The sequence below is a fragment of the Faecalibacterium hattorii genome (genome assembly GCF_003287455.1).
In the GTDB taxonomy this organism is placed as follows: domain Bacteria; phylum Bacillota; class Clostridia; order Oscillospirales; family Ruminococcaceae; genus Faecalibacterium; species Faecalibacterium hattorii.
Window position 1 is genome coordinate 156,698 of the sequence record NZ_PRLC01000004.1, and the last position, 20,648, is coordinate 177,345.

17 protein-coding genes are annotated in these 20,648 nt (G+C 57.1%); 1 reads left to right on the top strand and 16 read right to left on the bottom strand.

Features of this window, described 5'->3' with window-relative positions; all coding sequences use genetic code 11:
• Positions 1 to 69: 69 nt before the first annotated feature.
• From gpmI to C4N23_RS04430, 15 genes are all read right to left on the bottom strand, one after another.
• The gene (gpmI, locus tag C4N23_RS04360; protein WP_055189414.1) at positions 70 to 1,596 is read right to left on the bottom strand and encodes a 2,3-bisphosphoglycerate-independent phosphoglycerate mutase; all 1,527 of its coding nucleotides are present in this window, start codon (positions 1,594 to 1,596) and stop codon (positions 70 to 72) included.
• A 100-nt stretch (positions 1,597 to 1,696) separates the two neighbouring features.
• Complete coding sequence (gene tpiA / locus C4N23_RS04365) at positions 1,697 to 2,467, bottom strand: triose-phosphate isomerase (RefSeq protein WP_055189416.1); 771 nt, start codon at positions 2,465 to 2,467, stop codon at positions 1,697 to 1,699.
• Between the two features lie 91 nt (positions 2,468 to 2,558).
• Positions 2,559 to 3,767: a phosphoglycerate kinase gene (locus tag C4N23_RS04370; RefSeq protein WP_112144318.1), complete on the bottom strand. Its 1,209-nt coding sequence runs from the start codon at positions 3,765 to 3,767 to the stop codon at positions 2,559 to 2,561.
• A 290-nt stretch (positions 3,768 to 4,057) separates the two neighbouring features.
• Entirely contained in the window at positions 4,058 to 5,494 is a 1,437-nt protein-coding gene (locus tag C4N23_RS04375) for a flippase (RefSeq protein WP_242983721.1), read from the bottom strand.
• Between the two features lie 8 nt (positions 5,495 to 5,502).
• Positions 5,503 to 6,579 carry a glycosyltransferase gene (locus C4N23_RS04380; RefSeq protein WP_112144322.1) on the bottom strand — a complete coding sequence of 359 codons (1,077 nt, stop codon included), beginning with the start codon at positions 6,577 to 6,579 and terminating at the stop codon, positions 5,503 to 5,505.
• Between the two features lie 19 nt (positions 6,580 to 6,598).
• Positions 6,599 to 7,558: a glycosyltransferase family 2 protein gene (locus C4N23_RS04385; protein ID WP_112144325.1), complete on the bottom strand. Its 960-nt coding sequence runs from the start codon at positions 7,556 to 7,558 to the stop codon at positions 6,599 to 6,601.
• 5 nt (positions 7,559 to 7,563) lie between these two features.
• Positions 7,564 to 8,556, bottom strand: a complete 993-nt coding sequence (locus C4N23_RS04390) for a glycosyltransferase family 2 protein (RefSeq protein ID WP_112144327.1) — start codon at positions 8,554 to 8,556, stop codon at positions 7,564 to 7,566.
• A gap of 1 nt (position 8,557) precedes the next feature.
• The gene (locus C4N23_RS04395; protein WP_112144329.1) at positions 8,558 to 9,769 is read right to left on the bottom strand and encodes an O-antigen ligase family protein; all 1,212 of its coding nucleotides are present in this window, start codon (positions 9,767 to 9,769) and stop codon (positions 8,558 to 8,560) included.
• Between the two features lie 13 nt (positions 9,770 to 9,782).
• The gene (locus C4N23_RS04400) at positions 9,783 to 10,760 is read right to left on the bottom strand and encodes a glycosyltransferase family 2 protein (protein WP_112144332.1); all 978 of its coding nucleotides are present in this window, start codon (positions 10,758 to 10,760) and stop codon (positions 9,783 to 9,785) included.
• 14 nt (positions 10,761 to 10,774) lie between these two features.
• Positions 10,775 to 11,830: a glycosyltransferase family 1 protein gene (locus C4N23_RS04405; protein WP_181567068.1), complete on the bottom strand. Its 1,056-nt coding sequence runs from the start codon at positions 11,828 to 11,830 to the stop codon at positions 10,775 to 10,777.
• A gap of 59 nt (positions 11,831 to 11,889) precedes the next feature.
• A complete protein-coding gene (locus C4N23_RS04410) occupies positions 11,890 to 12,894 on the bottom strand; it encodes an NAD-dependent epimerase/dehydratase family protein (protein WP_112144337.1) in 1,005 nt (334 codons plus the stop codon).
• Positions 12,895 to 14,349, bottom strand: a complete 1,455-nt coding sequence (locus C4N23_RS04415) for a sugar transferase (RefSeq protein WP_112144339.1) — start codon at positions 14,347 to 14,349, stop codon at positions 12,895 to 12,897.
• 283 nt (positions 14,350 to 14,632) lie between these two features.
• Positions 14,633 to 15,664: a type I glyceraldehyde-3-phosphate dehydrogenase gene (gene gap, locus C4N23_RS04420; RefSeq protein WP_055189435.1), complete on the bottom strand. Its 1,032-nt coding sequence runs from the start codon at positions 15,662 to 15,664 to the stop codon at positions 14,633 to 14,635.
• Between the two features lie 192 nt (positions 15,665 to 15,856).
• Positions 15,857 to 16,648 carry a hypothetical protein gene (locus C4N23_RS04425; protein WP_112144341.1) on the bottom strand — a complete coding sequence of 264 codons (792 nt, stop codon included), beginning with the start codon at positions 16,646 to 16,648 and terminating at the stop codon, positions 15,857 to 15,859.
• Positions 16,648 to 18,018: a citrate synthase gene (locus C4N23_RS04430; RefSeq protein ID WP_055189439.1), complete on the bottom strand. Its 1,371-nt coding sequence runs from the start codon at positions 18,016 to 18,018 to the stop codon at positions 16,648 to 16,650. The genes C4N23_RS04425 and C4N23_RS04430 overlap by 1 nt, the downstream gene beginning before the upstream one ends.
• Positions 18,019 to 18,199: 181 nt before the next feature.
• On the opposite strand from C4N23_RS04430, the gene C4N23_RS04435 reads away from it, so the two are divergent.
• Positions 18,200 to 19,222, top strand: a complete 1,023-nt coding sequence (locus tag C4N23_RS04435) for a SpoIID/LytB domain-containing protein (RefSeq protein ID WP_112144343.1) — start codon at positions 18,200 to 18,202, stop codon at positions 19,220 to 19,222.
• A gap of 66 nt (positions 19,223 to 19,288) precedes the next feature.
• Here the strand turns inward: C4N23_RS04435 and C4N23_RS04440 are convergent, their stop codons facing one another.
• Entirely contained in the window at positions 19,289 to 19,993 is a 705-nt protein-coding gene (locus tag C4N23_RS04440; RefSeq protein ID WP_242983722.1) for a hypothetical protein, read from the bottom strand.
• Positions 19,994 to 20,648 lie beyond the last annotated feature (655 nt).

Below are 20,648 nucleotides of genomic sequence, written 5' to 3' on the forward strand. Positions count from 1 at the left end.
CCGCAGACCTTCGGAGAAGGCCCTGCGGGGCGCTTTGCGCTTGCTTTTGGATTTAGGCGGGAGAAATCCTTACTCCACGATGATGCTCTTACCGCTCATCTCTGCGGGGACAGGGAGGCCGATATAGGGCAGCATGGTGGGGGCGATGTCGGCGAGGCAGCCGCCCTCACGGAGCTTCACGTCGCCGCAGCCGATGGCCACAAAGGGCACCACGTTGGTGGTGTGGGCGGTGAAGGGCGTGCCGTCCGGGTTCTTCATCTTCTCGGCATTGCCGTGATCGGCGGTCAGGAAGGCGCAGCCGCCCGCATCCAGCACAGCGGTGACAACTTCCTTGACGGCGGCATCCACGGCCTCTACGGCCTTCACAGCGGCCTCAAAGACGCCGGTATGGCCGACCATGTCGCAGTTGGCGAAGTTCAGGATGATGACGTCATACTTGCCGCTCTCGATCCGCTTCTTGCACTCGGCTGCGACCTCCGGAGCGCTCATCTCCGGCTTCAGGTCGTAGGTGGCCACCTTCGGGCTGGGGATCACGCAGCGATCCTCGCCCTCGTAGGGAGCCTCCACGCCGCCGTTGAAGAAGAAGGTGACGTGGGCATACTTCTCGGTCTCGGCGATGCGGAGCTGGGTCTTGCCGTTCTCGGACAGGTACTGGCCCAGAACGTTCTTCAGCTCCACGGGCGGATAGGCGACCTCGCAGTTGGGCATGGTGGCGTCGTACTCGGCCATGCAGACGTAGTTCACCTGCTTGCGGCCGCCGCGGCGCTCAAAACCGGTGAAGGCATCGTCGCAGAAGATGCGGGTCATCTGGCGGGCACGGTCGGGGCGGAAGTTCATGAAGATGACGGTGTCGCCATCCTGCACGCGGCCGCCCTCGCAGGTGACGCAGGGCAGAACGAACTCGTCGGTCTTGTCGTTGGCGTAGGAAGCCTCTATGGCTTCGGCAGCGCTGGCATAGTGCTCACCCTCGCCGTAGACGAAGGCAGCGTAGGCCTTCTCCTCGCGGTCCCAGTTGTTGTCGCGGTCCATGGCGTAGTAACGGCCGGAGACACTGGCGATCTTGCCGATGCCCAGCGCATCGAGCTTGGCCTGCAGGTCGGCGAGGAAGCCCTTGCCGGAGTGCGGGTCGGTATCGCGGCCATCGGTGATGCAGTGGAGGTAGACCTCCTTGGCGCCCATGTGCTTGGCCATCTCCAGCACGCCGAACCAGTGGTCTGCGTGGCTGTGGACACCGCCGGTGCCGACCAGACCCATCAGATGAATGGCCTTGCCCGCGTCGATGGCGGCCTTCATGTTCTTGACCAGAACCGGGTTCTTGAGCATCTCACCGTCCTTGATGGACTTGGTGATGAGGGTGAGCTGCTGGTAGACGATGCGGCCGGCACCCATGTTGGTGTGGCCGACCTCGGAGTTGCCCATCTGGCCATCGGGCAGACCAACGGCCATGCCGGAGGCGTCGATGGTGGTCATGGGGTACTTTGCCATCAGAGAATCGATGAAGGGCTTGTTGGCGGCGGCCACAGCGTTACCGTAGGTCTCGTTGGGGGTCCAGCCAAAGCCATCCATGATGCAGAGCATTACGGGTTTCTTGGACATAGGTATTCTCCTTTATATTGAACGATCGGACTCAAAAGCGCCCGGCTTCAGCGCTGAAAACGGCGCAGCCGGGCGCTGGGGTGATTCAGGAAATCAGGATTCAGCCGTTGGAAGCAGCGTTGACGATCACGGCGAAGTCCGGAGCCTTCAGGGATGCGCCGCCGATCAGGCCGCCATCGACGTCCTTCTTGCTCAGCAGCTCCTCGCAGTTCTTGGCATTCATGCTGCCACCGTACTGCACGGTGGTCGCCTCGGCCACGGCCTCGCCGTAGACCTCGCCGATGACCTTGCGGATCTGGCCGCAAACTTCCTCTGCCTGATCGGCAGTGGCGGTCTTGCCGGTGCCGATAGCCCAGATGGGCTCATAGGCGATGACGACATTGGCCATCTGCTCTGCGGTGACATCGCGCAGGGCAATCTTGGTCTGCATCCGGACCAGCTCCTCGGTCACGCCCTCTTCGCGCTGCTCAAGGCTCTCGCCCACGCAGATGATGACCTTCAGGCCCGCATTCAGTGCGGCCAGAGCACGCTTGTTGACGGTCTGATCGGTCTCTGCGAAGTACTGGCGGCGCTCGGAGTGGCCGACGATGACGTACTCGACGCCCAGATCGACCAGCATATCGGCGCTGATCTCACCGGTGAACGCACCGGACTTCTCGAAGTGGACGTTCTCGGCACCCACATGGATATTGGTGCCCTTGGTCTTTTCCACGGCGGTCACCAGATCGGTGAACGGGGTGCAGATGACGACCTCGCAGGAAGCATCCTTGACGGCGGGGATCAGTTCATCCACCAGCTTGGCTGCCTCAGAGGCGGTCTTGTTCATTTTCCAGTTGCCTGCAATGATTGCCTTACGCTTTGCCTTATCCATGATGTCTATCTCCTTACTAATTACCTTCAAAACAAAAGAGGCGCAGCGGCGCATGGCCGCCGCACCTCAGTGATGCTGTTACGAGCGCAGATCAAGCGTTCTGGATGACAGCGATGCCGGGCAGCTCCTTGCCCTCCAGATACTCCAGAGAAGCGCCGCCGCCGGTGGAGATGTGGGTCATCTTATCGCCCAGACCCATCTGCTGCACAGCTGCTGCGCTGTCGCCGCCGCCGATGACGGTAGTAGCGCCGCTCTCAGCCATAGCCTGTGCCACTGCCAGCGTACCAGCAGCCAGAGTCGGGTTCTCAAACACGCCCATGGGGCCGTTCCACACAACGGTCTTGGAAGCCTTGACAGCCTCTGCAAACAGCTTGGTGGTCTCCGGGCCGATGTCGCAGCCTTCCATATCGGCGGGCATTGCGGTCACGGGCACAACGGTGGTCTCGACGGGTGCGTCGATGGGATCGGGGAAGTCCTTGATGCAGACGGCATCGACGGGCAGGAGCAGCTTGACGCCCTTCTCCTGAGCCTTTGCCATCATCTCCTTGCAGTACTCCAGCTTGGAGTCGTCGCACAGGCTCTTGCCGACCTCATAGCCCTGCGCCTTGATGAAGGTGTAGGCCATGCCGCCGCCGATGATCAGGGTATCGACCTTCTCCAGCAGGTTGGAGATGACGTTCAGCTTATCGGCGACCTTTGCGCCGCCCAGAATGGCGGTGAAGGGACGCTCCGGGTCGTTGACTGCGTTGCCCAGATACTTGATCTCCTTCTCCATCAGGTAACCCACAGCGGTATCCTTGATGTAGTCGGTGACACCGGCAGTGGAGCAGTGAGCGCGGTGGCAGCTGCCGAAGGCGTCGTCCACGTAAGCGTCAGCCAGAGATGCCAGCTCCTGAGAGAACTCCGGCATGTTCTTGGTCTCTTCCTTGCGGAAGCGGGTATTCTGGAGCAGGACAACGTCGCCGTTGTTCATGGCAGCCACAGCAGCCTTTGCCTTCTCGCCCACAACGTTGTCGTCGTCTGCGAAGACCACGGTCTTGCCCAGCTTTGCGCTCAGGGCAGCAGCAACGGGAGCGATGCTGAACTTTGCCTCAGGGCCGTTCTTGGGCTTGCCCAGATGGCTGCACAGGATGACCTTTGCGCCGTCGTTGATCAGCTTCTGGATGGTGGGCAGAGCTGCATTGATGCGGTTCTCGTTGGTGATGACGCCGTCCTTCATCGGGACGTTGAAGTCGCAGCGGACAAGGACCTTCTTGCCGCAGTAATTCTCGTCGTCGATCGTTTTCTTACCTAAACCCATGGTAATAAGCTCCTCTCAAATTCTTTTCATCGGAATCGAATTTCACTCGCTATCGGGGCTTGCCTCCCCGTACACCCTTATTATAAACAAAAAGTGTGATGTTTGCAAGGAGAAGTGATAGATAATTTATTAACAAACTTCGTCTATTCCCTGTGCGAAATGTAGTGATTTTGACCGAAAGCGGCCAAAAAAGAAGCCGTTGCAAAGAACTCCCTCCGTCCCGGCTGCGCCGTGCCAGCTTCCTCTCTGGCATCACGTGAGCGATGGCGGAAGGAGTTTAGCGGAAAAGTTCAGATCCTGCGTTTGATCTTCTGCTTGAATTTGGCCAGATACTCCAGCACCAGCGGGTTTTTCAGCGCGATCAGGATCACGCCGTAGACCGCCACCGACCCCAGCACTGCCGTAAAAATCGTTGCGAGGAGCGGCAACGGCAGCGCCTTGACCACCGTGCAGACCGCCAGAATGCCAAAGCACCCCACCGCCACCGACCCGACGATCTTCCAATCGAACACGAGCTCCACCAGCCCTTTCGAGTAGTGGATGCACATCACCATGGAACACAGCTCTGCCAGCAGCGTCGTAAAAGCCGCCGCGCTCTCCTTGAAGTACGGGATCAGGACAAGGTTCAGGGCGACGTTCAGCACGCCGCTGACGAGGGTGACAAAAAACAGCTCCTTCTCCTTCCGGCAGGGCAGCAGAACGCAGGAATTATACAGCCAGCCAAACAGGCAGACCAACAGAGCCAAGCTCAGGATCTGCAGCGGCTGCACCGCATCCAGATAGCTTTCCCCGGAAATAAAGAGCACCACTTCCCTGCTGAGCAAGATCAGCCCAATGACCGCCGGGGCCACCACGACCATAAGGGCTCTGAAAATATTGTTGAACAGTTGGTTGAACTCTTTTTTCGCGCCGATGCCGGCGTAATGGGACAGACGCGGAATGGAAACGACCAGCACCGCCGAAAGAAGGTTCTTCACGATGCCGTAGATTTTTCCCGCCACAGCATAGATGCCGACGTTGTAATCGCTGCCCAGAATGCCGAGGATCGTCGTGTCCGAGCTGACGTACAGCGTCGTCGCCAGCGTGGAGGCAAAGATGATCATAATGGGCTTGAGATGGGTCTTCCAGTCGATCTTCCATGTAAAGTGGATGGCACAATACCGCCGGGCGCGGAAATAGTTGAGGACATTGGAGCCCACCGATGCAAAGACCGAGATCCCCGCATAGATGCAGTAATCGCTCTGATTTTTCACGAACAGGAAGAGTGCGGCGAAGGAAAGGATCTGAAAAATCATGCCGCGCACCGTGATGTAGGTATACTCCTCAAAGATCGTGAAGATCCATTCAGTGCCGATGGTCGTGAAGAAGATCTGCAAGCTCATGATGAGGAGCAGATCCGTATAACCCCGCAATTTGGCCGAACAAAGCATGGTCACAAACAGGGCTAGGTAGGCGATGACCGTTGTGATCATATTGATGGAGAACATCTCCGACGAAAAAGCCGAGAGCTTTTCCCGGTCGTTCACATACTTGGAACCCTCCCGCACCGCATAGGACGAGATGCCCAGCCCCGCAAACAGCAGAAAATAGCCGCACACCGAGTTTGCAAAATTGACTTTGCCAAGGTTCTCGACCTGCAGGACGTTCGAGGCATAGGGAAAGGTGATGAGAGGGAAAATAACGCTCATCAGCGTTTTCAGCGCATTCATCACCGCATTGAGACTCATTGATTTTTTCATGAGAAAGTGTCCTCGGCTGCATTCCGCGCCAAAAGCGGCACTGCTCTTTTCACAGCCTTTTTCAAATGGCACCACCAGTTGTTCTGGTTAAACCATAATTCATACCATATCCATGCAGCCCGCAGGTCATTTTCCTGAAACAATCTGTAATATGTCCGCTGTCTCGCATTGAATCCGGGCACTTCTTCCGGCAGCATATCTGCCCACTTGTCCACTCTCTCCCGAATCTGCTTTCTTTCTTGCGAAGTCAATGTCGGCACCACCAGTGCATCTTCCCACAAATAGGTTGCTGTCAGGCCGCGCATCCGGCGCATACTGTCCTGCATTGCTTTCGGCATCTCCGGGCAAAAGCGGCAGATATCCGCATGGCTTTTCTCCAGCGCATCCAGATAATCATTCAGATTTTTTGATGTCTTAGTTTTCATAATACCGTCCGGATTTGCACGATAATAATAGTAGACATCATTCAGGCTGACAAATGTCTCACATTTTTCCGTCAGTTCTGCCATCACATACATATCTTCGAAATTTTTGCCGACCGGGAACAGATTTTCCGGCAGCAGCTTTCGTTTATACAGTCTGCGCCAGACATGATTCGTCACCTCAAGGTCTTCCAAAAGCAACTTGAACATTTCCTGTCGGCCATAAACTCGAACTGCGCGCTTTCCGTCGTATTTTCGGAGCATTTTCCCATTCGGGAATACTTCTGTATACTGGCAGAGCACCATATCCGCTTTGTATTCCACCATGGCATCCAACATTTTTTCTGCCATTTCCGGTGCGATCCAGTCATCCGAATCCACGAACAACACAAAATCACCAGTTGCAGCTTTTAGCCCGGCATTTCTTGCATCGGATAACCCGCCATTTTCCTTGTGGAGCACGCGAATGCGCTCATCTTTTTGTGCCCACTGTTCGCACAGCTGCGGGCAATTGTCCGGTGAACCATCATCCACCAGTATAATTTCCAGCCGCCGATACGTCTGTCCTATAATGGAGCGCACACACGGTTCCAAAAAAGCTTCCACATTGTACACCGGCACAATGACCGATATCAATTTTTCCTGTTCCAATTCTTCTTCCCTGTTTCCTTTATTTCGCTGCGCGGCCGTTTTTCAGCAGAAAAAGCGCGCTGTACAGTCCTCTGCTTTGTTTCAGCAGCCGGTATTTTCTCATGAACCCGCTGTCCAGAAGCCCCTCGGCCTCTGTGCGGAACTCCTGCAGAAATCGCTCCATTTCCGCTTTGCGGCGTTGGTCTTTTCTCAGATACGGGTAGCAGTGCTCTACGATCTTCATCATCGCTGCATCGTTTTCCAACATATCCGGGTACTTTTCACGGATATACTGATACCGCTGACACCCCATATCCCACTTGTCTTCGTAGAATTTCAGTGTCCGCTTGTGCAGGATGCTGTCGGGCCGCTGGTAATAGAAATAAAGCGGGACGGGACAGTATGCAACACCTTGGCATTTATCAAGAAGTTTATAAGTCGTTCCCTGATCTTCCATCATCCGGCCTAACGGATAACAGACATTTTCAAACAATTCCCGTTTGTACAGTTTATTGACTGCGAAATCCCCTAGCTCCTCTGACTGCAAAATCGAGCGCAATGCCTCTTTTCCCGTCATGTACTGCACTTTCTCTAACGCATCTTCGACCGCCGGAAGCTCTTCCGTCGAGAAATATTTCAGTGCTACCGCCGATACATCAGCCCCGGCATTCAGCAGATTTCGATAGAGCACCTCGATCATCTGCGGCGCTATGCCGTCGTCGCTGTCCACAAAGCAGAAATAGCGACCCTTTGCGTGTTCGATTCCACAGTTTCGCGCGTCGGACAGCCCGCCATTTTTCTTATGAATGACCTGCACCCGCGCATCCTGCCGGGCATAGGCATCACAAATTGCACCACTGCTATCAGTCGAGCCATCATCCACCAACAGAATCTCCAGATCAGAATAGGTCTGGGCAAGGATGCTGTCCACACAGCGGTTTAGGTAATGCTCTACATTGTAGACCGGCACGATCACGCTGATCAACTTATTGTTCATCATGCTTTTTACACTCTCAAATCCCGTGCATTTTTTCGTTCGGCCAGTTCATATACCCAGTAAAACAGGTGCTTGCTGAGCAGCAGCGTCTTCACCTTGATCTTGTCCGCACGCTTTGCCCACGGCTGGCGAATGAGGTCCTGCTGATCCTGCACATAGGCAAGGATTCTCTCCTGCTCCATTGGATAGTGATAGAAGCCTCCATCCATAATTCCTTTCAACAGTTTCAGATAGGTCACAAGCTGAAGATAAGCAGCTTCATTGCGCAGTTCCGGAAGCTCCTGCTCAATGAAAGCGGTCACATCTGCACTGACCTCCAGCAGCTCAAGATTTTTTCGTTGAATACCACTGTGCATGATTGATCCATCTCGCATGCGATAATAATATACTGGTTCTTCAATAATAGAAACTGTTTTGCTTTTGGATGTCACTCGGTAAATCGTTGCGTAATCCTCATATAATCTTCCATATGGAAACTTCAATTTATTCCATAATTCGCGTCGATAAAGTTTTCCACACGCCGAATGCCCGATTCCTTGGAAAAGGAACATTCTTCTCATTGCTTCTTCCATCGCCACCTTTTCAACAGTTCCATTTTTTTCTGTATCTCTTGGCGTTTCTCCTGAAAACTCGAAGAGTTGTCCAATTGCAAGCTCCGAATGATTCTTCTCACAACTAGAAACCAACTTTTCTACGGCACTATGCGGAAGCAAATCATCACCATCCAAAAAAGTAAGATATTTTCCCCTCGCCTGCAGCATACCTGTATTCCGTGCATCTGAGAGACCTCCATTGCTTTTATGTAAAGTGCAAATTCTTGTATCCTTCGCTGCCAATGCATCACACAGCTCGCCACTATTATCCGTGGATCCATCATCCACCAGAACAATTTCCAAATTGGTATAGGACTGGTTCTGTACACTCTCTACGCATTCTTCCAGATATTTCTGAACATTGTAGACAGGAATAATGACCGAGACCAGCGGCTTTTCTTTGCCCACGTCACAGAGTCTCCTTTCCTTTACCTAATGGAATTTTTACGACCCAATTTTCTTTTTTGTTGTCTGCATCCCGGTACGCCAGATACATGCCCAGCAGCAGGAAAGCCAGCGTATCGCCGCCGCGGAACTGAAGCACAGAGGCCCCGCAGTAGGTAAACAGCGCCGCCACAAACGGGTCGTGCAGCAGCTTTTTCTTTTCCATCCAGAAGAACCGGACGACCAGCGCCAGATACGCTGCCCCGCCCAGCCAGCCGCAGTCGATGAGGTTCTGCAGATAAACATTGTGGATATTATCTTCCCCATAGGCGAAGCCCGCCACGCCGGAAAGCGCTTTCATGCAGTTGCCCACACCACAGCCAAAGGGATAGGCCTTGCTTGTTTCAAGCGCGTAGGTCCACATTCGGATACGCCCCGCATTGCCCGCATCTTCCATGCCATGAAGAAAACGATTCAGCGAGCGCAGGACCAGCGACTCCAAAAGGCCGGACCCCCACAGAGCCGCGACCAGTGCAGCGCAGAGCACCAGCACCGTGATCCGCACCTTCCGTTCTTTCAGCCGCTTGAACTGCGGCAGCAAAAGCCAGAGGATCGCCGCAGCGGCGATCAGCATTCCCGCGCGGCTCCCATACAGGAACGAAAGCATCAGGTTCGCGCCCGCATACAGCCATTTCCAGCGGCTCCGGCAGAAGAAAAAAGCCAGCAGCCCCAGCCAGCTCGACTCAATGTTGGAACCTCCGCCGATGATCATTTTCACGCCCCATGGGTGCGCCATTCTCTCCGTCCGGAGATAATCCAAAAATCCCTGATAGTAGATCAAATTTTTGATCAGGATCACGATCATCAGAATGCTTGCCGCGCCGGACACGATGTCCAGCCAGTCATCCTTGGAAAGGTCTGCGCCAAAATTTGCGCAGAGCACGACCAGATACAAGCCGAAGATGTAGTTCAGCAGCAGACTATTGACACCAAACTCGCTCCGATGAAGCAGAGAGACAGCCGCTGCATAGGCCACATACAGCAGGACCGGACGGTTGACTCTCAGTTCTTTTTTTCTGCACAGAAACGGCAGAAACACAAGCGAAAACACATGAACCCATTTCAGCGAAGCACCGGAACCGATGGAGGCGAGGGTCAGGTTCTGAAAACAGGCCAATAGGAAAAGCGCTGTCAGCAGCCCCTTTTCCCAGCCGTGATCTCTCCGCAGCTTTTCCATTCAACTTCTCCTTTTATCTTGTTTTCCCTCTCCACTGCGTCCGGTCATACACAAAGCGCAGCAGCGGATAGCCTCCATAGGAAAGCAGCGCCGCCAGCCGCGCTTTTTTGCGGGCATTGGGGTCCCGCACCACCGCACTGCGGCAGCGGACCACTTCCTTCCAGAGCAGTTTACGCTCCGGCTCGTGGGCCTTGTCCCGGATCTGGAACAGGATGTTGCAGACCGTACTGAGATAGCGGCACTCCGCCGCCTGTTCCAACGGAGGGTGATCCCGCCGGACATTTTCCAGCATCGCGCGGCAGTGTTCCACGCCGTCCAGCTTCTTCGGGTTGAACGCCGCATTCTGGATGCTGGCAGCACGCTGAAAATAGTAGTAATCCACATTTCCGATCCATGCGACGCGGGCCGCCCGCTTCAGCACTTCGTACGCGACTGGGATATCCTCGTAAAGCTTTCCGACCGGGTAACGCAGTCCTTCGAACAACTCCTTTTTATAAAGTTTCGTCGGAGTCGAGGTCTCCACGCCGTCCTGATAAAGCATCCGCCTCAGGCACGCTTCCGGGGTCAGGCTCTGGAAATTTTTCAGTTCTGCCGCGGGCTGCGACTGGATGCCCCTGCCCTCAAACACCTCTTCAAAGCAGCTGACGGCCATATCCGCATCAGCTTTTCTGAGCGCTCGATAGAGGTTTTCCACGTAGTAGGGCGACACCCAGTCGTCGCCGTCCACAAAGGCATAGTATTCCCCTTGGGCCGCATCCAGCGCCGCATTTCGGGCGTCAGACAGGCCGCCGTTCTTCTTGTGGATCACTGTGATTCGTGGGTCCTGCGCGGCATACCGGTCACATACTTTCCCGCAGCCATCGGTCGAGCCGTCGTCCACCAGAAAAATTTCCAGATCCTTATAGCTCTGGCCCAACAGACTTTCCACACAGCGGTCCAGATATGCCTTTACATTATAAATGGGAACGATGACGCTGATGAGCGGTTCCATATCGGTTTCTCCTGTTATCTCAAAAGGCTTTGATAAAACACTTCCAGCTTTTTCGCTTCGACCGCAATATTAAAGCCTTTTTCGGTCATTTGCCGTTCCGTATTGCACCGCGTGGTCCGTTCCGCCGTTTCCAGCACTTTTTGTGCCCATTTCCGGGGCGGTTCCGACAAACTGATGAACTGCGTCGATTCCAGCAGTTTCGTTTCCCGTGAAATATCCGTCGAGCAGATCAATGGCAGCGCGCAAGCCTGTGCCTCCACGCCCACCACAGGCAGCCCCTCATAACGGGACGGCAGAACGAACGCATCCATCGCCTGATAGTAGCGCTCGATCTTTCTGCGGTTGCCCAAAAAGAGGACCGCGTCCTGCAGCCCCCGGCGGTTCACTTTCCGGCGGATGACACTCTCCATCTCGCCCCGGCCGATCAGCATCAACACCGCCTCCGGCCGCTGGCGATGGATCTCTTCGAACACATCGATCAGGAACTCATGGTTTTTCTGGTAGCAGAAGCGGCCGATGTGGCCGACCACGAATTTGCCTTCCAGCCCCAGTTCCTTGCGCAGGGCTGCCCGCTTCTGGGCGTCGAAGGAGAACTTTTCCACATCGATGGCATTGTTGAAGACCCGGAACTCCGAATCCCCGTAGAGCCAGCGCCCGGCGGATTCCGAACAGGCACAGAGCTGGGTGGGGTAAATTTTTGCGAACGGGCGGAGCAGATATTTGACGAAATTCTTCTTCGTTTCGCCCTTGCCCGCCACCGAGTGATTGTGCACGATACGGTTGGGCACCCCGGCGCGCTGTGCTCCCCACAGAGAGAACACGCCCAGTGTATTCATGTGCGAATGGACGATCTGGTATTGATTTTTCCGGAACAGCTCCATGATCGCCCTTTCGTACTGGACCAGATGGGTATACCGCGGCACCAGATAGACGTGCCCACCCAGCCGCTCGATCTCCTCCTGCTGGGGCACGGCAGAGCCTTCCAGCGCGAAGAAGTCAAACTGGACCTTGGAGCGGTCGATGTGGCGGTAATAGTTCATCACGACCATCTCGACGCCGCCATAATTCATATCTGTCATCATTTGGGCGACCCGGATCGGCGTACTCTCAGACACGTTTTTCCCTCACATTAAATCAATTCTTTCCGTCCGCAGTCCTCATACCAGTCCCGGAAGCTTTCCTCCAAGGTATAGTGGAAGCGGTAGTCCGTTGCGGCCAGCTTTTTGCCGCAGATATTGGTGGAGACCATCAGCTTTTTTACGCGGGCCGGGTGGATGCCAACCTTTTTGCCGCCGATGGGCCCCAGCACCGCCGCCGCGAACAGCAGCAGCTTGCCGGGGATCAGCGGGACATAGGACTTCATCCCCGTGGCCGACTGCATCGCGGTGCAGATCTCCTCGATGGTATAGGCCGGCTCGAAGGTGCAGTTGTAGAGGCCCACGCCGGGGAACGAGTGGTCGATCATCCGATACTTGAAGAAGCGGACCAGTTCCTTGACGTAGATGCAGGCTTTGATGGTGTCCTTCCGCCCGGCGTAGAAGAAATAGTGCTTCTTCTGGCCCTTGTACAGGCGGGTCATGTTGCCGTGCTCGCCCTTGCCGTAAACGATGCCGGGGCGGACGATGGTGAGCTCCCGCGCCGGGTCCTTTGCCTGCCAGATCTGGTGGATCTTTTCCGCCACCAGCTTGCTGATGCCGTAGGGCGTATTGGGCATGGGGATCGTTTCCTCGGTCTTCAGCTCCTCCGCCGCGCCGTAGGGGGCGATGGAGCTGGTGAACAGGATCTTCCGGATGCCGTACCGTTCCGCAAAAGCGGTCACCTGCTCGGCACCGAGGATGTTCGTTTCAAAATAGGCTTCGTCCGGGTGGCCGGGCGTGCGGTGGACCGCCGCAAGGTTGAAGATCACGTCCTCTGCCGTCGGTGTAAAGTCCAGCGTGAGGGGCTGACGGACATCCGCGCGGATATACTCGACCCCTTCGTTTTTCTCCACGATGCCCGGTACGACGCCCTCTTCGCCGGGCATGACGAGATCCAGATCGTAGATCTTATCCCCCGGCCGTACACACTCCTGCCGCAGCAGGTGGATCAGGTGGGTCCCGATGAACCCCGATCCGCCAAAAATGATGTAGTTCATTTATTTTGCACCTTTTCCCGCAAACACGACCCATACGGTTTTGAAGAGGATGCGGATATCCTCCCAAAGGGTCCAGTTGTCTATGTACTGCACATCCAGACGGACCACTTCCTCGAAGTCCTCGATGTTGCTCCGGCCGCTGACCTGCCACAGGCCGGTAATGCCCGGCTTCATGGAAAGGCGGCGCTTGTGGTGGCTCTCGTACTGGTTGTACTCATCCAGCGTAGGCGGGCGGGTGCCCACAAGGCTCATGGAACCGCAGAGAACATCAAAAAACTGCGGCAGTTCGTCGATGCTGGTCTTTCGAATGAAGCGGCCCACCTTGGTGATGCGGGGATCGTCCTCCATTTTGAACATCAGGCCGTTCATTTCGTTCTGGGCCATCAGCTCCTTCTTCCGCTCCTCGGCGTCCACATACATGCTGCGTAGCTTGTGGATGTAGAACACACGGCCGTTCCGGCCCACGCGGCGCTGCTTGAAGATCAGCGGGCCGGGGCTTTCCAGCTTGAGCGGGATGGCCACGATGGCAATGATGGGGATGCTGATGATGCAGCCCACAAGGCCGCCGAAGATATCCAGCCCGCGCTTCAGGATCTGGTCGTGGAGCTTGAGTTCCCCGGTGCCCATGGTGACCACATTGCCCCCGGCACAGCGGCTCAGCACCCGGCTCATCCGCACGGCGCTGGTCTCGCTGCAGCATGCCTCTTCGATCCGATCCAGAACCGGAAGCCGGAAATGGACCGTCAGGCCCATGCTCTCGATCTCCTCCAGATAAGGCACCAGCGTATTGCCGCTTTCCGTCGGGACATCGATGTAGATCTCATCCAGCGCCGCCTGACGGAGCCAGTCCATGAAGGTATCGTAATTGGCCTTGATTGCGACACCCTCGATCTCGCCCGTCACATCCTCGGCCACGGCTTCCAGCACCGCGATGCCGGTAAGCTGCTTCGACCAGTCCTTTCGGAGGTCTTGGATGATGCCCGGGGCCCGCTCCCGCGTCGTCACGATGCCGACCAGACTCCGAAACCCCTTGGTGTACTTCCAGCGGGTCAGCAGCTTTTTGAGCAGCGCATGGCTGCCGCACATCATAAAAATGTTGACGAGAGGCACTGCGATCAGGAAATAGCGCGAATCCAGCATGGTGGCCTTGGTCAGCGCCAAGCACGCCACATCCAGCAGAGCCAGCAACATATTGAAGCCGACCGCGATCTCCACTTCCCGCGTGCTGCTCCGGGTAACGATATTTTCGCTCTGGTCGAAAACGAAAAAGGTCAGAACGTAGGCGATGAACAGCATGACACAGGCTTCCAGCACCAGCCGCGGCTCCCGGAAGTCCGTCATCTTACCGAACAGGCCGTCCATGATCAGCCACGCCACCGCCACACTGGCCACCAGCGAGACAAGATCGGTCACAAACAGATATCCATATTGCAATTTTTCACGTCTTGCAATCATAAAAATTTCTTGCTCCTTACCGTTGTACCCTGCGGCGGCCTCGTTTCCGCCCGCTTTGTCCGGGTACTTCCCGGCCCGCGGCACATGGATTTTTACACCAAACCCAGTTTATCCTATCTTTGTAATTTTAACATACTATGGAGCTGCTTTCAATAGATCGTGCCGAATTTTGCCCGTTTCGCCCGGCCGCAATTTTCCTGCACAGACAAAAAAGCTCCCCCTCCCACCGGTCACCCGGCAGGAGGGGGAGCAAAAACCTTTTTTTAGAAGGTCAGGAACTCAATTAGCAGTTCTCAGCGAAGTACTTAATGGTACGGACCATCTGAGAGGTGTAGGAGTTCTCGTTGTCGTACCAAGACACGACCTGAACCTGATAGGTGTCGTCGTCGATCTTAGCGACCATGGTCTGAGTTGCATCGAACAGAGAGCCGTAACGCATGCCGATGACATCGGAAGAAACGATCTGATCCTCGTTGTAGCCGAAGGACTCAGAAGCAGCAGCCTTCATTGCAGCGTTGATGGACTCCTTGGTGACGTCCTTGCCCTTGACGACAGCAACCAGAATGGTGGTGGAGCCGGTGGGAACAGGCACACGCTGAGCAGAGCCGATCAGCTTGCCGTTCAGCTCAGGGATGACCAGACCGATGGCCTTAGCAGCACCGGTGGTGTTGGGGACGATGTTCTGTGCGCCAGCACGAGCACGGCGCAGGTCACCCTTGCGCTGAGGACCATCCAGAATCATCTGGTCGCCGGTGTAAGCATGAACGGTGGTCATGATACCGGAAACGATGGGATAGGTCTTGTTCAGGGTGTTAGCCATGGGAGCGAGGCAGTTGGTGGTGCAGGAAGCAGCGGAGATGACCTGATCCTCAGCGGACAGGGTCTTCTCGTTGACGGAGAAGACGATGGTCTTCAGGTCGTTGCCTGCGGGAGCAGAGATGACGACCTTCTTTGCGCCAGCCTGAATGTGAGCCATGCTCTTCTCCTTGCTGGTGTAGAAGCCGGTGCACTCCAGAACGACATCCACGTTCAGCTCGCCCCAAGGAGCATCCTTTGCGTCCTTGACAGCGTAGATCTTGATCTCCTTGCCGTCGACGATGATGGAATCCTCAGTAGCCTCGACGGTGTGCTTGCCTTCGCCGATCTTGCCGCAGAAAGAACCCTGAGCAGTATCGTACTTCAGCAGGTGAGCCAGCATCTTGGGGCTGGTCAGGTCGTTGATTGCGACGACCTCGTAACCCTCAGCATCAAACATCTGACGGAAAGCCAGACGGCCAATACGACCAAAACCATTGATAGCAACTCTAACAGCCATGTTAATAATACCTCCTAAATGTTCTTACCCTTTTTCATCGGATAATCTCACGGTGCTTTTATTGTAGTCCAAAACGCGAAAAGTTTCAAGTGTCTGCCAAAAAATTAACAACTTGATTTCACACTTTTTGGCTTTTGTATGATTTTTCTACCTCTTCCCGGCCGCTTTTCGGCAATTCAGCCAAGAGAGTGCTTACTCCCGGCTCTCGAAGGCAGCGGCTGCGGCGATGCGCACCACGGCAAAAACCCCCAGAACGCCCACGCACGCAATGCCGAGGCCGAAGAAGATGGCGGGGAGACTAGTCAGCTTGAACTGGGAAGGCATGGCCAGCGTCAGGGTCTGGGGCAGCTCCCAGCAGAAGGCCAGCATGAAGCTGGCCAGACCGGACATGCACAACAGCTTGCCGTCCGACGTTTCAGGCAGCCAGAGCGCCCGCACGAGGCTGGACAGGAAGAGCAGCACCGCCAGCATCTCCCACACCATGACGGTGGGCGAGACGCGGTGCCAGCTGGAGCTGTTCTCCATGAAACGGCTCAGCACGCACCAGTAGAACACCAGCGTGCCCCAGATGCCGGAGGCCATGCTCTTGGTCGGGAGCTGCCAGTCCGGCCGGAGCCATTTGCGGCCCAGCAGAACCAGCCAGACCGTGCAGAGCACCTCCAGCACAGCCCGGACGACGGCGCCGATGCCGGTCAGCCCCACGGCCAGCCGGGCCAGCGCCGCAAGGGCGAAGAATGCCCCGGCCATGATCGTCACCGTGCCGGAGGCCTTGCAGCGGTTCCGCAGTTCCTGCGGCCCATGGGCCAGCTTTCGGCCAATGCAGATGGCCGCCAGCACGCCCACGGCCAGCGCGGCATAGCGCAGCCAGACCGGGCCGACGGCGCACAGGCCGCTTTCCAGATCGGTCCAGAGGCCAAGGTCCAGCGCACGGCCGATGGTCAGCGCAGTTCCTACAACGAACAGAAGTTTGATCCGTGGATTCATCAGCGTTCCTCGATTGGTTTATATTTCTGGCGCACGCCCAGATATTTGTAGGCGGGCCGGATGATACGGTTGGCGAAAACGACCTCCTCGACGCGGTGGGCGCACCAGCCCGGCACACGGGCGATGGCGAACAGCGGGGTGTAGAGATCCTCGGAGATGCCCAGCATGTTGTAGATCAGGCCGCTGAACAGGTCCACATTGGCGCAGACGGGCTTGGTACTGCCCTTTTCCTCGGCGAAGATGCCGGGGGCCAGCCGCTCGATGCTGCACAGCATGTTGTACTCTTCCTCAAAGCCTTTCTCGTAAGCCAGATGGCGGGCACGATTTTTCAGGATGACCTCGCGGGGGTCGCTCACGGTGTAGACCGCGTGGCCCACACCGTAGATCAGGCCGGAGCCGTCGCCCGCCTGTTTGCGGAGGATGCGGCGGAGGTACTCCCGCACCTCGTCGTCATCTTCGGGGTTCTCCACGTGCTTGAGGATGTCCTGCAATTGGCGGTTGACCATCAGGTTCGCGCCGCCGTGCTTGGGGCCCTTCAGCGCGCCGATGGCCGCCGCGATGGCCGAGTAGGTGTCGGTGCCCGACGAAGAGAGCACGCGGGTGGTGAAGGTGGAGCAGTTGCCGCCGCCGTGGTCGGCATGGACCAGCAGACACATATCCAGCAGCTTCGCTTCCTCGTGGGTGAACTTCTGGTCCGGGCGGTAGGTGCTGAGGATGTGCTCTGCCGTGCTCTGGCCGGGCTTGGGCAGGTGGAAGAACATGCTCTGCTTATCGTAATAGCGGCGCTTCATCTGGTAGGCGTTCACCATCATGGTGGGCATACTGGCGATGAGGTTGATGCTCTGGTTCAGGATGTTCTCAAGGCTCAGATCCTCGGCGTGCTCGTCGTAGGAATACAGGCCCAGCACGCAGCGCTGCATCTTGTTCATCACGTTGGGCGAGGGGGCGTTCATGGTATCCATGAAGCCGTCGGGCAGGGCCCGGTGCTCGGCCAGCAGCTCGCAGAACTCGTCCAGCTGGCTCTGGGTGGGCAGACTGCCGAACAGCAGCAGCCAGATGACCTCTTCGAAGACGAAGCGGTCGTTGCGGTAGGCCTCCTCCACGATCTCCTCGATGTTGACGCCCCGGTAGATCAGCTTGCCGGGGATGGGAATGACATGCCCCTCCTGATCTTTTTTGTAGCCAACGACATCGCATACATTGGTCAGACCGGCGAGGACGCCGGTGCCATCCGGGTTCCGCAGACCGCGCTTGACCCCCAGCCGCTCGCTGGTCTCCGGGTCGATGTAGTTGTTGGCGATGTACTCTTCGCACAGGGTCCGCATCATCTGCGGGGACAGAGTTGCCACCTCTGCGTGCTTATAGTTCATGCGTAGACTCCCCTTTCTATTCTTACTTTATACTTTTCCCTGCCATCCACACCGATGGCATGAGTCTATCATAGCGCTTTTGTGAAACAAATTCAAGAAGAAGATGAAATCTGCGCTTTTTCTCCCGGCGGTTCTGCTACACTGGCCGAAACGAAACTGCCTGTCCGGGAGGGGTCCTGTGATGAAACGCACCTTTTTTCTGCTCTGTGCCGTGCTGCTCGTAGCGGGCAGTCTGCTGCCGCTGGCCGGGTACCGGCTGGCCACTGCCGCGCTGGGCCGGGCGGCCCCGGAGGCTGTGGAGAGCGCCCCGGAACCGGCGGCATCCGACCCGGCTGCCCTGCCGGAAGCTTCCGCGCCGCCCTCCGATCAGGACAGCGAGAGCTTCCTCATCCGGGACCTGAGGGACGGAGCCGTGGCGGCGGTACCGCGGCGGGAGTATCTGATCGGGGCAGTGGCGGCGGAGATGCCCATCACGTGGCCGGACGAAGCGCTCAAGGCACAGGCCATTGCCGCCCACAGCTACGCGCTTTACTGCCGGGATCACGCAGCCGACCCCGCTGCCGGGTGGCTGACGGCGGACCCAGCCCGGCGGCAGGGCTACCTGACCGACACGGTCCTGCGCAGCTACTGGGGCACGGCCTACGAAGAGAATCACGCCCGGCTGGCGGCGCTGGTGGACGCGGTGGAGACGCAGGTGCTGTACTATGACAACGCCCCCGCCGGGACCAGCTATTTTGCCATCTCCAACGGGCAGACGGAAGCCAGCGAAAACGTCTGGGGCAGCGCCGTCCCCTACCTCGTCCCCGTGGACAGCAGCACCGACCGGGAGGCCGATCATTTTACGTACACGGTCCAGTTTTCCACCGCGCAGACCGAAGAGCTGTTGAAAGGGCTGGGCCTCGCCCCGGACCCTTCCGCACCGGAGGGCTGGTTCGGGGTGGCCGCGCTGACCCCCTCCGGCTATGTGGCTTCCCTGCCGGTCTGCGGGCAGACCATCACCGGCCCGGCCCTGCGCAAGGCGCTGGGGCTGCGGAGCGCCTGTTTCACGGTGCAGTACCAGAACGGGACGTTTTTCTTCACCACCATGGGCTACGGCCACGGGGTCGGGCTGAGCCAGTGGGGTGCCAAGGCGCTGGCCCAGCAGGGGCAGACCGCCGCGCAGATCCTCGCCCACTACTTCCCCGGAACGGAACTGCGCCAGTAAACAGCAAAACAGCCGGACATTTCTGCCCGGCTGCTTTGCTGATCGAAAGGACGTTTTTAAGAAAGATCACTGAAACATGCCGTCCAGCCAGCTCCAAATGTCGCTGGCGGTATCGGAGGAAGTCGTCTCCTCCGTGGGTGCGGGTGCGGCTTCGGCAGCTGCTTCCGTCTCCTCAGCGGCCACAGCGGCTTCCAGCTCTTCCAAGCCGGTGCCGTCATCGTTGGCGTCGGAGGTGATGTACCAGTAGCAGGACGCACCGGAGATGGAGATGCTGGCACTGGACAGGGGCACACGCCCCGCAGAAACGCCGTTGGCCGGATCGGAGCAGTAGAACACACCGTCGGTGTAATCGGTCAGGATCACCGCGTGGGGCTGGCGGCGATCATAAAGAACGATGCCTTCCGGGTGCTCGGCGAGGATCTGGATGAGGGCCTCAGTCTTGGCGGCCCTGCCGGAAGGAAGGGTGGCGTAGCCAACGTGCATCGCATTGTATGTAAAACTGTGGGACAGACCGCCGGACCATGCCGTGCTCTTGATGCTGTTCTCGGTCACATCGACCCAGCCGTCCAGCCCATCGAAGTAAGCGCGGCGGCGGAGCATCATGGCGGCGGAGGCCAGTGTGCAGGTGCCGCCCCGGCTCTGCTTGAAGTAGAACCCGACGTCCACGTTCAAGTCCACGGCCAGCGCGGCGGGCAGCAGCGTCAGTATCAATGCCAGCGTCATCATCAGTGCCGACAGTTTTTTCCATGCGTGGTGCGGTGCAGTTTCCACCTTTTTCATCTCCCTTGAATTTCGTCGTCATTCACTGGTGTAAAGTATACCAGCCTGTTACACTTTTGTAAACACTTCCTTCGCATTTTTCTCAATATTTACACGTTTTGGTCACAATTCAGAAGCACCTTGCACAAAAGGCAACGGTAGGCTTTGTGGGTTTTGGACAAAGGCCCTGCGCCGCCTCCGCCTTCTCCCTTCCGAAAGCATCTGCGAAACAAAGGCCCTGCGCCGCCGTCAGCGGCCTTGCCCTCTCCGTCATCGCTTCGCGATGCCACCTCTCCCAAAGTGAGAGGCCTTGGCAGTCCGCGAAGTTTCCCGGTTTATACTTCACGCCCTGCTGCCGCAAGGGGAGCCGTCAGGCGTTACGCGGAGACTTTCCGCCTTTGCCAAGGGCTCCCCCTTTGGGGGAGCTGGCGCGAAGCGCCTGAGAGGGCGAGCCCGCTGACAAGAAGCTGCGCACTTGGTTTGGCACTGCCTTGCGGAAGCGCAGCCCTATCGGAAGCACGATCTAAACCTAGGCCCTGCGCCGCCGTGAGCGGGCTTGCCCTCTCCGTCATCGCTTCGCGATGCCACCCCTCCCAAAGTGAGAGGCCTTGGCAGTCCGCAAAGTTTCCGGTTTTATACTTTACGCCCTGCTGCCGCAAGGGGAGCC

Coding starts and splice junctions, on each gene's coding strand:
- C4N23_RS04375 (WP_242983721.1), bottom strand. CDS start 5,494: ATGAGTCTCAATGCGGTGATGAATGCGCTGAAAACGCTGATGAGCGTT.
- C4N23_RS04385 (WP_112144325.1), bottom strand. CDS start 7,558: ATGATGAACAATAAGTTGATCAGCGTGATCGTGCCGGTCTACAATGTA.
- C4N23_RS04370 (WP_112144318.1), bottom strand. CDS start 3,767: ATGGGTTTAGGTAAGAAAACGATCGACGACGAGAATTACTGCGGCAAG.
- C4N23_RS04430 (WP_055189439.1), bottom strand. CDS start 18,018: ATGAACTATAAGCACGCAGAGGTGGCAACTCTGTCCCCGCAGATGATG.
- gpmI (WP_055189414.1), bottom strand. CDS start 1,596: ATGTCCAAGAAACCCGTAATGCTCTGCATCATGGATGGCTTTGGCTGG.
- C4N23_RS04425 (WP_112144341.1), bottom strand. CDS start 16,648: ATGAATCCACGGATCAAACTTCTGTTCGTTGTAGGAACTGCGCTGACC.
- C4N23_RS04410 (WP_112144337.1), bottom strand. CDS start 12,894: ATGAACTACATCATTTTTGGCGGATCGGGGTTCATCGGGACCCACCTG.
- C4N23_RS04435 (WP_112144343.1), top strand. CDS start 18,200: ATGAAACGCACCTTTTTTCTGCTCTGTGCCGTGCTGCTCGTAGCGGGC.
- gap (WP_055189435.1), bottom strand. CDS start 15,664: ATGGCTGTTAGAGTTGCTATCAATGGTTTTGGTCGTATTGGCCGTCTG.
- C4N23_RS04405 (WP_181567068.1), bottom strand. CDS start 11,830: ATGAATTATGGCGGCGTCGAGATGGTCGTGATGAACTATTACCGCCAC.
- tpiA (WP_055189416.1), bottom strand. CDS start 2,467: ATGGATAAGGCAAAGCGTAAGGCAATCATTGCAGGCAACTGGAAAATG.
- C4N23_RS04415 (WP_112144339.1), bottom strand. CDS start 14,349: ATGATTGCAAGACGTGAAAAATTGCAATATGGATATCTGTTTGTGACC.
- C4N23_RS04395 (WP_112144329.1), bottom strand. CDS start 9,769: ATGGAAAAGCTGCGGAGAGATCACGGCTGGGAAAAGGGGCTGCTGACA.
- C4N23_RS04400 (WP_112144332.1), bottom strand. CDS start 10,760: ATGGAACCGCTCATCAGCGTCATCGTTCCCATTTATAATGTAAAGGCA.